Genomic DNA, 12,126 nt, shown 5'->3' with positions numbered 1-12,126 from the left:
GGCGGGACGGCGGACCGGGTCACGGGTCCGGGTGCCGGCCCAGCACGTCGGCCGCGTGCACGGCCTCCAGCGACAGCGTCTTGTAGCCGACGTCCTCGAACAGCACGGTGATCCGGTCGGCCTCGCTCTGCACCACCGTCCCGGAGCCGAACTCGGCGTGGTCCACCCGCGACTGCGCCGGGTACTCGGGGTTGGCCGAGATGCCGGTGCCCGCCTCGCCCCGCGCGCACGTGTCGCAGTTGCCGCACGCCCGCTCCAGCACCTCGCCGAAGTAGCCGAGCAGGTGCTGCCGCCGGCACGCCCTGGTCTCCGCGTACGCCCGCAGCACCTCGATCCGCGACCGGTCCAGGCGTTGCAGCCGCTCCGCCTCCGCGACCGCCAGGTCGGCCGCCCGCTCCGGCTCGACCACCGCCCGGAACCGGGCCTTGGCGGCCTCCACCGCGCCGACCCGCTCCAGCAGGTTCACCCCCGTGGTGACCGTGCGCCGGGACCGCCCGCTCTCCCGCGCCAGCTCGGTCACCCGCAGCCCGGGGTGGTCGCGCACGAACGCGGCCAGCTCCACGAGCCCGTCGCGGTCGGTGTGCCGGGACTGGAGGAACCGTTGCAGCCCCAGGTCCTGCGGCCGGTAGAACAGCACCGCCAGCGCCGGCTCGCCGTCCCGGCCCGCCCGGCCGATCTCCTGGTAGTAGGCGTCCAGCGAGCCCGGCGCGGAGGCGTGCGCGACGAACCGCACGTCCGGCTTGTCGATGCCCATGCCGAACGCGGACGTCGCCACCACCACGTCGACCTCGCCGCGCATGAACGCGTCCTGCACCCGTTCCCGGTCGGCGGCCTTCATCCCCGCGTGGAAGGGCTGCGCGTCCACCCCGGCGGCGACGAGGTCGTCGGCGTACCGGCGGGCGTCCTTGCGCGTGGCCACGTACACCAGGCCCGGTTTCGGCGCGTCCCGCACCCACTCCAGCACCGCGCGCCGCTTCTCGTCGTCCCCGACGAACGCGCGCACCTCCAGCGACAGGTTGGGCCGGTCGAACCCCACGGCCACCACGACCGGGGCACGCATGCCCAGGTGGGTGATCACGTCCTCGCGCACGGTCGTGCCCGCCGTGGCGGTCAGCGCGAGCACGGGCGGCCGGCCCACCCGCTCCACCGCCGCCGCCAGCCGCAGGTAGTCGGGCCGGAAGTCGTGACCCCACGCGGACACGCAGTGCGCCTCGTCCACCACGACCAGCGCCGGCTCGCCCAGCCGCTCCAGCACCTCCGGTTTGGCCAGCTGCTCGGGCGCGACGAACAGGTACCGCACCTCACCGCGCGCGACGGCCTCCCACGCGGCCTCGTTGTCCGCGTCGGACTGTCCCGAGTTGACCAGCTCGGCGCGCGGCGCGCCGTTCTCCCGCAGCGCCGCGACCTGGTCGCGCTGCAACGCGATCAACGGGGACACGACGACGACCAGGCCGTCCAGCAGCACGCCGGGCACCTGGTAGACCGCCGACTTGCCCGCGCCGGTGGGCAGCACGACGAACACGTCACGGCCCGCCAGCACCTGCTCCATGGCGTCGATCTGCTCGTCGCGCAGCTCGGCCCACCCGAACACGTCCCGGGCGGCCCGCCGCAACCGCTCCCGCACGCCGCTCACCGGCGCGCCCGTTCCCGCAGCAGCAGCCCGCCCACCGCGACCAGCGCCGCGCCCGGGGCGAGGAACCCGAGGTCGTAGGCGAGCTCGTGGGGGCCGCTGCGCACGTGGTGGATGCCGAGCACCTGGTGGTCGACGATCCCCTCCACCAGGTTGAACACGCCCCAGCCGGCCGGCACGCCACCCCACAGCACCCGGCCCGGCAGCGTGCCCGCCCGGTTGAGGGCGGCCACGCCGACCACCACCAGCAGCAGGCACAGCAGGTGGAACAGCCCGTCGCCGAGCATGTTCAGGTGCAGGTCGTCCGGGTGCCACCCGGACAGCATGTGGTGCCGGCCCAGGAGCTGGTGGGCGACGATGCCGTCCACGAACCCGCCGATCCCCAGGCCGAGCACCAGCGCCGCTCGCGCGCCTCTCGTCATGGGCCGGGAGTTGCCCGCCGGGCCGGGATCAAACTCGGCCGCCGCTCACACCCGCCCGCCGCTCACACCCGCGGCGGCCCCGCCGGGCGATGAGGTCGCCGCGCTCAGGTGCGCCGCACGGAGTCGACCAGCGCGGTGACCGCCGGGTGCCACTCCCGCCCCGGCGGCCCGCTCAGCACCAGCCGGCGCACCACCCTCGGCCGCAGCGCGACCAGGACCAGGCCCGGCACGAGCATCGACGCCACCAGCCCCGGCACGACCGACACGCCGACCCCGGCCCGCACCATCGCGAGCAGCGTGCCCAGCTCCCGCACCCGGTGCAGCGGGTCGAACGGCAGGCCCGCGTGCACCTGCCGCACGTGCCGCTCGCACCCGCCGCACGACAGCAGGAACGGGTCGTCAGCCAGGTCCGCCACGTGCACCTCGCCGACCCCGGCCAACGGGTGGTCGGCCCGCAGCAGGGCGTGGAACGCGTCCTCCCCCACCGGCACGCCGTCCCCGCCGGGCGGGTCGACCACGACGGCGGCCTCGACCGTGCCGTTGGCCAGCCACTCGGCCACCTCGTCGTCCTCGCCCTCGAACACCCGGACCCGCACGTGCGGGAACTCCGCGCCCCACCGCGCCATGAGGTCCGGCAGCAGCCCCTGGCACACGGTCGGCGGCGCGGCCAGCTTCACCGTGCCGCGCGCCGCCCCGCCCCGCCGGGCGGCCAGGTCCGTGATCGCCGCCGACGCGGCCACCGCGGCACGGGCGTGCGCCACGACCTCGACGCCGAACGCGGTCGGCCGGGGCGGCGCGCCGCGCCGGACCAGCACGGGGTGCCCGAGCGTGCGCTCCAGCGCGGCGACGGCGTGCGACACGGCGGACTGGGTCACGCCCAGCGCCTCGGCGGCCGCGCCGAAGCCGCCCTCGTCCACCACCGCGAGGAACGCGCGGAGCTGCGCGAAGTTCAACGTCATGAGCCGCTCTCATGGGTCGGTGTCGGGCACTTGTTGGACTCATCCTCGCAGGCGCGGCGATCCTCCCCCGGGTGCAGACGTCCGGGAAGTTCTTGCTGCTGTCCGCGATCTGGGGCAGCAGCTTCGCGTTGATCAAGGTGGCGGTGGACGCGGGCGTGCCGCCGGTGTGGGTGGCGTTGTCCCGCTGCCTGTTCGGCGCGCTCGCGCTGTGGGCGATGTGCCTGGCGGGCGGCTCCGCCGTGCCGCGGGACCGGCGCACGTGGGGTCACGCGGCGGTGGTGGCGGCGCTGCTCAACGCCGTGCCGTTCACGCTGCTCGCGCACGGCGAGACGCTGGTCGGCTCGGTGCCGGCCGGGGTGCTGAACGCCACCACGCCGCTGGCCACGCTGGTGTTCGTGCTGCTCGTCGTGCCGGGCGAGCGGATCACCCGGACCCGCCTGGCCGGGCTCGGGACGGGCTTCGCCGGGGTGCTCGTCGTGCTCGGCGCGTGGCGCGGGCTGTCGGGCGACCTGCTCGAAGGCAGCCTCGCCTGCCTCGCCGCGACCGCCTGCTACGGCGCGGGGTTCGCCTACACCCGCCGGTTCTTCGCCGGCGGCGGACACGGCGCGAGCGCGTTGTCGGCCGTGCAGATCACCTGCGCGACCCTGCAACTGGCGCTGGTCGCGCCGTTCGCGGGCGGGCCGCCGGCGTGGCCGGGCACGGGGGCCGTCGTGGCGCTGGCGGTGCTGGGCGCGGTCGGCACGGGCCTGGCGTACGTGCTGAACCTCGACGTCATCCGCGCGGCCGGTCCGGCGGTGGCGTCGACCGTCACCTACGTCGCGCCACTGTGGTCGACGACGCTCGGCGCGGTGCTGCTCGACGAGCCGGTGGGGTGGCACACGGCGGTCGGCGGCGCGGTCGTGATCGGGGGCGTGCTGCTGGCCCGCGCACGGCCGAAGGCCGGGGTCGCCGCGTGAACGGGGTTCCGGTCGGCCGCCGAACTGGTCGCCCACCTGGCGCGGCCCTCGTCCCGGTCCGACCCGAGAATCCCGGTTTGTCGAATTATTGCGTGACGCTGCTCACTTCTTGCATGCTGATGCCGTCCCTCCAACGAAGGAGCGTGCGGTGTCCCTGTCACGCAGGACGTTCATCGGGTCGGCCCTGGCCGCCTCCGCCCTCGCCACCACCACGTCGAGCCCGGCCGCCGCCGCGAGCCCGCCGGGCGACGTGGTCGGCAAGATCACCGTCGGCTACCAGGGCTGGTTCGCCGCCCGGGGCGACAACTCGCCGATCAACGGCTGGTGGCACTGGAGCCACGACTGGGGCCGGCCGCCCTCGCCGGCCAACCACGCGTTGATGGCCTGGCCGGACATGACCGACTACCCGAACCAGTACGCGACCGCGTTCGGCGCGCTCGGCGACGGCCGGCCGGCGACCGTCTTCTCCAACCACGACTACTCCACCGTGGACGTCCACTTCCGGTGGATGCGGGAGTACGGCTGCGACACCGCGGCCCTCCAGCGGTTCAACCCGACCGGCGGCGAGGGCCCGATCCGCGACGCCGTCACCGCCCGCGTCCGGCGCGCGGCCGAGGCGCACGGCGTGAAGTTCTACATCATGTACGACGTCACCAACTGGACGAACATGCAGTCGGAGATCAAGGCCGACTGGATCGACAAGATGCGGGCGTACACCTCCTCCCCCATGTACGCCCGCCAGAACGGCAAACCGGTGGTGTGCGTCTGGGGCTTCGGCTTCAACGACCCCGGCCGGCCGTTCACCCCGCAGCAGTGCCAGGACGTCGTCGACTGGTTCAAGGGCCAGGGCGTGTACCTGATCGGCGGCGTGCCGACGCACTGGCGGCGCGAGGTCGAGGACTCGCGGCCGGGCTTCGCGCAGGTCTACCGCAGCTTCCACATGCTGTCGCCGTGGATGGTCGGCCGGATCGGCACGGTGGCCGACGCCGACCACTTCCACACCAACGTGAACTCGCCGGACCAGGCCGAGTGCACGCGGCTCGGCATCGACTACCAGCCGTGCGTGCTGCCCGGCGACCTGTCCCGGCGGCACCGCGCGCACGGCGACTTCATGTGGCGGCAGTTCTACAACATGGTCCGGCTGGGCGTGCAGGGCATCTACATCTCGATGTTCGACGAGTACAACGAGGCCAACCAGATCGCCAAGACGCCGGAGACGCAGGCGGGCATCCCGGTCGGCTCCGGGTTCCTCGCGCTGGACGAGGACGGCACGCGGTGCTCGTCGGACTACTACCTGCGGCTCACCGGCGACGGCGGCCGGATGCTCAAGGGGCTGATCCCGCTGACCGCGGTCCGCCCGACCAGGCCGGTGCTCACCGACACGCCCCCGGCGGAACGCGACCTCGCCGCCGGCAGGCCCACCGCGCAGAGCAGCCAGACCCAGCACTACGGCAGCCACTTCGCCGTGGACGCCGACCCGCACAGCTACTGGGAGAGCGCGAACCAGGCGTTCCCGCAGTGGATCCAGGTCGACCTGGGCGCGGTCGCCGCGCCGCGCCGGATGGTGCTGAGCCTGCCGCCGAACCCGGCGTGGGGCAGGCGCACGCAGACGATCGCGGTGGAGGCGTCGTCGGACGGCTCGGCGTTCACCACCGCGTTGGGCGCGACCGGGTACGTGTTCGACCCGGCCGCCGGCAACGCCGTCACCGTCGCGCTGCCGTCCGGGCTGCGCGCCCGGTACGTGCGGCTGCGGTTCACCGGCAACACGGGCTGGCCCGCCGCGCAACTCGCCGGGTGGCAGGTGATCGGCTGAACGGCGATTGGGAACGCTCCCAGGTAGGCTCCGCCGCATGGTGAGCGTTCTGGTCACGGGGTCGTCGGACGGTATCGGTCGGGAGACGGCGGCGACGCTGGTCTCGCTCGGGCACCGGGTCGTGCTGCACGCGCGCGACGCCGCCCGGGCCGAGGACGCGTTGGCCGCCGTGCCCGGCGCGGCCGACGTGGTCGTCGGCGACCTCGCGTCGCTGGCGCAGACGCGGGAGCTGGCCGACGCCGCCGGGCGGTTCGACGTGGTGATCCACAACGCGGGGCTCGGCGGCGGCCTGGCCGAGCGCACCGTCACCGAGGACGGCCTGGAGCTGCTGTTCCAGGTCAACGTGCTGGCGCCGTACCTGCTCACGGCCCTGATGCCCCGGCCCCGGCGGCTGGTCTACCTGACGTCGGGGCTGGAGGCGCAGGGCGTGGCGGACCTCGACGACCTCCAGCACGAGCGCGGGCCGTGGCACGGCATGCAGGCGTACTCGGACTCGAAGCTGCTGGACGTGGTGCTGGCGTTCGCGGTGGCGCGCCGGTGGACCTACGTGCTGAGCAACGCGGTCGACCCCGGCTGGATCAAGACCAAGCTGGGCGGCCCCGGCGCGACCGACGAGCTGCCGAAGGGCGCGGACACCCAGGTGTGGCTGGCGACGAGCGACGAGCCCGCCGCCACCGTCACCGGCCGCTACTTCAAGTGGCGCGAGGAGCTGCGCGCCAACCCCGCCGCGTACGACGTCGAGGTCCAGGACCGCCTGCTCGACGCGTGCGCGGAGCTGACCGGCGTCAAGCTGCCGTGACCACCTCGTAGGCGAACGGCACCGCCGGCAGCAGGGCGGCGGCCAGTCGGTAGGGCGGCCGTCGCACCGCCGTGACGCGCGTGACGACGAGGTTGAGCCCCACCACGACCGGCAGGAAGAACAGCCACGTCACGCCCACGACGAGCACGATCGGGAACCAGCCGTCGTCGAGCAGGGTCGGGTCGGGCGTGGCCCAGCCCGATTCCTGCACGACCGCCGTGCCGAGCAGCCACAGCGCGACCATCGGGTAGTGGCCGGCCACGCCGAGGGCCAGGTTCATCGGCACGCCGATCGCCCACCCCGCCCACGCGGGCCCGCGTCGCCGTGCCGCGACCCGCCCGGCCGGGTGGCCGTCCGTCGAGTCCACCGGGTGATCGTCCCTCGCGTCCACGGGGACAAGGACGCGCCGTGCCGGGGAGGGGTTGCCTACGATCGGGCCGTGCCGACGAGGTCGCGGTCCAGGTTGCCGCGCAGCGTGGTGACCGAGTCGAGCAGGTAGTTCTGCCGCACCCGCCACGGGCCGCGGTCGCCCTGGCGCGGGAACGCGTGGATGGCGCGCTGGACGTAGCCGGAGGCGAGGTCGAGCAGCGGGCGCGGGACCGGCGGGCGCTTCGGCGTGGGGACGACGGAGGCGTAACCGCGGTCGTCCATGTGGTTGAGGACCCGGCACACCAGGCGTGAGGTCAGGTCGGCGCGCAGCGTCCAGGACGCGTTCGTGTAGCCGAGGCAGACCGCGAAGTTCGGCAGGCCGGTGATCATCGCGCCGCGCCAGACGAACTGCTCGGACAGCTCGACGCGGCGGCCGTCGACGCTCGGCGCGATGCCGCCCAGGGCGAGCAGCCGCAGACCGGTGGCGGTGACGACGACGTCGGCCGCGAGTTCCCGCCCCGACCTCAGCCGCACGCCGTCGGGGGTGATCGTGTCGACGTGGTCCGTGACGACCGACGCCCGGCCGTCCTTGAGCGCGTGGAAGAGGTCGGCGTCGGGGCTCGCGCACAGCCGCTGGTCCCACGGGTCGTAGGTCGGGGTGAAGTGCTCGCGGACCGTCCGGCCGTCGAGGACCTGGGCGGACAGGCCGGTGAGGAGCTTGCGCGCGGCCTTCGGCAGGCGGCGGCAGAACTGGTAGAAGGCGAGGTTGACCAGGATGTTCTTGGCGCGGACCAGGCGGTGGGCGGCGGTCGCGGGCAGGACGGCGCGGGCGGCGTCGGCGAGGCGGTCGCGCCCGGGGACCACGCCGATCCACGTGGGCGAGCGCTGGAGCATCGTGACGTGGGCCGCGGTGCGCGCCATGGCGGGCACGAGCGTGACCGCCGTCGCGCCGCTGCCGATGACGAGGACCCGTTTGCCGGCGTAGTCGAGGTCGTCGGGCCAGAACTGGGGTCGGACGACGACGCCGCGGAACGCGTCGAGGTTCGGGAGGGCCGGGTCGTGCGGGTGGTCGTAGTCGTAGTAGCCGGCGCAGGTGTAGAGGAAGTCGCAGGTGATCGTTCTCGTCGTGCCGTCGGTGGCGACGGTGAGCGTCCAGCGGGCCGTCCCGGTGTCGAAGTCGGCCGCGACGACCTTGGTGCGGTAGCGCACGAGCCGGTCGATGCCGAACTCGGCGGCCGTGGACCGGATGTACCGGAGGATCGACGGCCCGTCCGCGATCGCCGCCGCCTCGCGCCAGGGGCGGAACGGGTAGCCGAGGGTGAACATGTCGGAGTCGGACCGGACGCCGGGGTACCGGAACACCTCCCACGTGCCGCCCAGGGTGTCGCGGGCTTCGAGGATCGCGACGGACTTGCCGGGGCACTCGGTGCGGAGGCGGTAGGCCGCGCCGACACCGGAGAGCCCGGCGCCCACGATCACGACGTCGAGGTGCTCGGGAGAGGTCATGACGTTCAGTGTGGTGGACGGGCCGACGATCGCCCCACCCCCTCCGACCTGCGGTTTCGCCCGACACCCCGAACCCGATCGAGTGAACCTGTCTTGCCCGACTCACCAAAACACCGTTATCTTCACCGTCAAACGTCGGTTGAAGAAATGAGGCCCCGCTCAACCACCGGCCTGCCCAACCACCCGCCTCCCCACCCACCCCCGCCGCACCTCGCCCCCTCGACGCCCACCGCCACGTAGACGCGCACCGCCACGTAGACGCGAGGCGGTGACCGGGGAGACGCGAGGCAGTGGCCGCGGAAACGTGCGGCACCGACCCGCTCGCATCGAGCGTCCGCGGCCCGTAGCGTCGCGTCGACCGCCGGGCGGTCCAGCGCCTGCGGCCTGTGCGCGGCCGGCGTCGGGAGTCGGGGATGCGCCGGGTCGGCGGTCGAGGATCAACCCGTGCCGGCTCGCCCCCCGGTGGCGGCCGGCCCGTCGCGGATCGGGCGCTCGCGGGCGGCGGGGTCACGGTGGCGGCCGGCGAGCCGGGCATGCAGGAGCGTCCACCGGGGACTGTCCGTCGTGGACAGAGATGGCTCAGCGCAGTGTGACCTCCACCGGCGCCAGGGTGGTCTGGTCGATGGACGTGATCACCGGTGGCACGCGGTAGGGGTCGGTGGCGAAGATCGCGCTCACGTCGGCGCTGTCGGGGTCTTGGAGCAGCGCGGCCAGCTCGTCGGCGGCTGCGGCGTCCTGTTCGGACACTGCCGGGTCGGACACCGCCGGGTCGTCGGTCAGGCAGCCCCACAGGTCCCAGAGGATCATCTCGTGCTTGTTCAGCGCCGCGAGGTCCTGCACGAGGTTGTGCCGGATCTGTGGCAGGCCGCGCAGGCGCGGGTCGGTCCGGTCCGGGGAGATCATGAAGCGGTCGGGGTCGAGCGCACCCGACCGGCACGCCCGCCACGCGTCCGCGCCCACCAGGAAACGGTCTCGCGGCAGGTCGGTCGGATCCACCCCGCCGAGCTCGGAGTCGGGGGCGGCGAACTGGGGGTCGACCAGCCGCCACCGGTCGCCGTCCCACACCTCGGCCACGACGTGGTCGACGTGCCGGCCCGGCACGAGGTACGCGGCGAACCCGACCCGCGACCGTGCCGGGATCCCGCACTGCCGCGCCATCGACACGAACAGCAGCGTGAAGTCCCGGCAGCAGCCCAGGATCCGCTCCGTCGTCGCCCGTTCCGCGCCCAACGGCGCGGGATTCAGCTCGTGCAGGCGCGCGAGCATGTCGGCCGTGTAGCGCAGGTCCACCTCGGCCCGCCGCGCCGGGGGGAAGCCGTGGTCGGTGACGTCGCCGTTGCCCCAGAAGTGGAACACCAGCGTGGACGCGGTGCGGTGCAGCTCACTCAGGTCCGGCTCGATGCCGTTCAACCACCCGGTCAGTGGACCCGGATCGGTGAACCGGCTGTGCGTCGCGTAATCGATCATCCGTGAATCCCCCTCGGCGTGTGTGCCGACCTGTCTACGCCCTGCCCCAAGGGCACGGTCAACGCCGCCGAGGACGTGCGACCGGAGGGGGATTTGCAACGCCACCGAGAACGCCTGAACGACTGCACGCGCCCGAACGCCACCGAGAACGCCTGAACGACTGCACGCGCCTGAACGCGGCCGAGAACGCCGGACGGCCGCCAAGAGAGGATGCCGGGTGCCGCCGGGCGCGCCTGAACGCGGCCGACAACGGCTGACGGGCAAGGAAATTCACAGGGTCTCTCAGGAAGCTCCCGACCAGCGACTTGCCGGCCCGCGTGGACTGGCGCGATCGGCTCAGCGGAATGGTCCGGGTATCTGATGGACATCGCCTGGTACATGTGTAGTTGGGGCGGCCACAGGGGGTGCGTTCGTCCCGCCCGGTCGATCCGGGCAACCACATGACCTGGGGGGGTCAATGAAGCAGCACGGCACGAACAGCTTCTTCGTCGTCGGCGAGGGGGTGTTGGAGTTCGACCGCGACGGCGTGGCGACGGCCCGCCAACCGCTCACCGTGGAGGAGTTACGCCGGTTCCGGTTCTCCCGGCTCGGCCCGGAGGGTCCGCGGTTGGACGAGGAGACCAGGATCGCGCTGGCCACCGCCATGACCGCGGACGTCCCGCAGCAGGACTCCGCCGCGCCGCCGGTGCCGGCGGGGTTCACCTACCTCGGCCAGTTCGTGGACCACGACCTGACCATGGACCGCACCGAGGCGCAGCTCGGCGAGGAGGTCAACCTCGACGACCTGCTGCAGGGCCGGTCGCCGGCGCTGGACCTCGACTCGGTCTACGGGCGCGGTCCGGGCGACCGCAACGACCGGATCTTCTACGCCGCGGACGGGGTGAAGCTGAAGGTCGGCACGACGTCGCCGACGCCGTTCCCGGACGAGCGGGTGAACGTCGCGTTGGAGGGGTTCGACCTGCCGCGGTTCGGCGCGGCGGGCACGACGGGGGCGGACCGGCGTCGGCCGTTGATCCCAGACGCGCGCAACGACGAGAACCTGATCGTCGCGCAGCACCACCTGGGGTTCATCCGGTTCCACAACCGGGTCGTGGACGAGTTGGCGTTGCGCGGGTTGACCGGGCGGCGGTTGTTCACCGCGGCGCGGGAGGAGGTGGTGCGCCACTACCAGTGGGTGCTGCGCACCGATTTCCTACCGCGGATCGTGGACCCGGCCGTCGTGGACGACGTGTTCGCCAACGGCCGGCGGTTCTTCGAGGCGCCGGGTCGCGGCACGGCGCCGCACGGGCTGCACCCGACGATGCCGCTGGAGTTCTCGGTCGCGGCGTACCGGTTGGGGCACAGCATGATCCGGGGCGCGTACCAGTGGAACCGGGTGTTCAACTCGGCCGGTCCGGGCGGGGTCGCCACGCTGTTCCTGCTGTTCGTGTTCACCGGCACGTCCGGCAACTTCGACCCGGGCTCGGCGCTGCCGGACCTGGACAATCCGAACTCGGGCACGGTGGACGCGCTGCCGACGAACTGGATCGCGGACTTCCGCCGGCTGTACGACTTCACCGAGGCCGACCGGCCCGACCTGGTGCCGCCGGCCGCGGACGGCGGCAACGTGGCCAAGCGGGTGGACAGCCTGCTGGTGAACCCGTTGACGCAGCTCCCGGCGGGGTCGTTCGGCGGGCGCGGCGGCACGGTGCCGGAGATCCAGCGCAACCTGGCGTTCCGCAACCTGACCCGGGCGGACATGGTGCGGTTGGCCAGTGGTCAGCAGATGGCGGAGTTCCTGGGCGTGCCGCCGTTGACGGACGAGCAGGTCCTGGTCGGCAACGGCGGGGCGGTGCTGGACTCGTTGACCGACGCGCAGAAGGCCGCGGTGACCGCCGCGACGCCGCTGTGGCTGTACGTGCTGCGGGAGGCGGAGTTCGCCGGCGGCCGGCTGGGGCCGGTGGGCGGCCGGATCGTGGCGGAGGTGTTCCACCGCGCCATGGAGGGCAGCCGCACGTCGATCGTGCGGGAGCCGTCGTGGCGGCCGCGGTTCGGGCCGGACGCGCGGACGTTCCGGATGACGGACCTGCTGCTGTTCGCGTTCGAGGGCAAGGCCGACCTGCTCAACCCGCTGGGCGACTGAGCCCGCGCGGGCCCGGGTCCGGGGTCGCCGGCCCCGGGCCCGGCGGGGGGCGGCCCGGGGCCCCCGGCCCCCCCGGGGCGCGC

General features: G+C 73.6%; 10 protein-coding genes. 4 read left to right on the top strand and 6 right to left on the bottom strand.

The window, feature by feature from the left end:
- Window positions 1-19: 19 nt before the first annotated feature.
- From ACFXGA_RS10970 to ACFXGA_RS10960, 3 genes are all read right to left on the bottom strand, one after another.
- Window positions 20-1,633 (bottom strand): RecQ family ATP-dependent DNA helicase, encoded by a 1,614-nt coding sequence (locus ACFXGA_RS10970; protein ID WP_378086526.1) that lies wholly within the window; start codon window positions 1,631-1,633, stop codon window positions 20-22.
- Window positions 1,630-2,052 (bottom strand): DUF2243 domain-containing protein, encoded by a 423-nt coding sequence (locus ACFXGA_RS10965; protein WP_378086524.1) that lies wholly within the window; start codon window positions 2,050-2,052, stop codon window positions 1,630-1,632. The genes ACFXGA_RS10970 and ACFXGA_RS10965 overlap by 4 nt, the downstream gene beginning before the upstream one ends.
- Before the next feature lie 104 nt (window positions 2,053-2,156).
- On the bottom strand, window positions 2,157-3,011 hold the full coding sequence (locus ACFXGA_RS10960) for a LysR family transcriptional regulator (RefSeq protein WP_378086522.1): 855 nt from the start codon (window positions 3,009-3,011) through the stop codon (window positions 2,157-2,159).
- A gap of 71 nt (window positions 3,012-3,082) precedes the next feature.
- On the opposite strand from ACFXGA_RS10960, the gene ACFXGA_RS10955 reads away from it, so the two are divergent.
- The 3 genes from ACFXGA_RS10955 (at window position 3,083) to ACFXGA_RS10945 (ending at window position 6,579) form a co-directional block, all read left to right on the top strand.
- On the top strand, window positions 3,083-3,967 hold the full coding sequence (locus tag ACFXGA_RS10955; RefSeq protein WP_378086520.1) for a DMT family transporter: 885 nt from the start codon (window positions 3,083-3,085) through the stop codon (window positions 3,965-3,967).
- A gap of 148 nt (window positions 3,968-4,115) precedes the next feature.
- On the top strand, window positions 4,116-5,780 hold the full coding sequence (locus tag ACFXGA_RS10950; protein WP_378086518.1) for a discoidin domain-containing protein: 1,665 nt from the start codon (window positions 4,116-4,118) through the stop codon (window positions 5,778-5,780).
- Between the two features lie 37 nt (window positions 5,781-5,817).
- On the top strand, window positions 5,818-6,579 hold the full coding sequence (locus ACFXGA_RS10945) for an SDR family NAD(P)-dependent oxidoreductase (RefSeq protein ID WP_378086516.1): 762 nt from the start codon (window positions 5,818-5,820) through the stop codon (window positions 6,577-6,579).
- Here ACFXGA_RS10945 and ACFXGA_RS10940 read toward each other — a convergent pair.
- The 3 genes from ACFXGA_RS10940 to ACFXGA_RS10930 form a co-directional block, all read right to left on the bottom strand.
- A complete protein-coding gene (locus ACFXGA_RS10940; protein WP_378086514.1) occupies window positions 6,566-6,946 on the bottom strand; it encodes a hypothetical protein in 381 nt (126 codons plus the stop codon). The genes ACFXGA_RS10945 and ACFXGA_RS10940 overlap by 14 nt on opposite strands.
- Window positions 6,947-7,005: 59 nt before the next feature.
- Window positions 7,006-8,454 (bottom strand): flavin-containing monooxygenase, encoded by a 1,449-nt coding sequence (locus ACFXGA_RS10935; protein ID WP_378086512.1) that lies wholly within the window; start codon window positions 8,452-8,454, stop codon window positions 7,006-7,008.
- Window positions 8,455-9,033: 579 nt separating this feature from the next.
- Window positions 9,034-9,921: a transglutaminase-like domain-containing protein gene (locus ACFXGA_RS10930; protein ID WP_378086511.1), complete on the bottom strand. Its 888-nt coding sequence runs from the start codon at window positions 9,919-9,921 to the stop codon at window positions 9,034-9,036.
- A 457-nt stretch (window positions 9,922-10,378) separates the two neighbouring features.
- Between ACFXGA_RS10930 and ACFXGA_RS10925 the strand changes: the two genes are divergently transcribed.
- Window positions 10,379-12,043 carry a heme peroxidase family protein gene (locus ACFXGA_RS10925; protein ID WP_378086509.1) on the top strand — a complete coding sequence of 555 codons (1,665 nt, stop codon included), beginning with the start codon at window positions 10,379-10,381 and terminating at the stop codon, window positions 12,041-12,043.
- The last annotated feature ends 83 nt before the right edge of the window (window positions 12,044-12,126 follow it).

This window comes from Actinosynnema sp. NPDC059335 (assembly GCF_042752395.1).
In the GTDB taxonomy this organism is placed as follows: domain Bacteria; phylum Actinomycetota; class Actinomycetes; order Mycobacteriales; family Pseudonocardiaceae; genus Actinosynnema.
This window is presented reverse-complemented; position numbering and strand designations above follow the sequence as displayed.

What these genes read in the sequence shown, in the direction of transcription:
- ACFXGA_RS10965 (WP_378086524.1), bottom strand. Translation starts at nt 2,052, where the DNA reads ATGACGAGAGGCGCGCGAGCGGCGCTGGTGCTCGGCCTGGGGATCGGC.
- ACFXGA_RS10960 (WP_378086522.1), bottom strand. Translation starts at nt 3,011, where the DNA reads ATGACGTTGAACTTCGCGCAGCTCCGCGCGTTCCTCGCGGTGGTGGAC.
- ACFXGA_RS10945 (WP_378086516.1), top strand. Translation starts at nt 5,818, where the DNA reads ATGGTGAGCGTTCTGGTCACGGGGTCGTCGGACGGTATCGGTCGGGAG.
- ACFXGA_RS10935 (WP_378086512.1), bottom strand. Translation starts at nt 8,454, where the DNA reads ATGACCTCTCCCGAGCACCTCGACGTCGTGATCGTGGGCGCCGGGCTC.
- ACFXGA_RS10930 (WP_378086511.1), bottom strand. Translation starts at nt 9,921, where the DNA reads ATGATCGATTACGCGACGCACAGCCGGTTCACCGATCCGGGTCCACTG.
- ACFXGA_RS10925 (WP_378086509.1), top strand. Translation starts at nt 10,379, where the DNA reads ATGAAGCAGCACGGCACGAACAGCTTCTTCGTCGTCGGCGAGGGGGTG.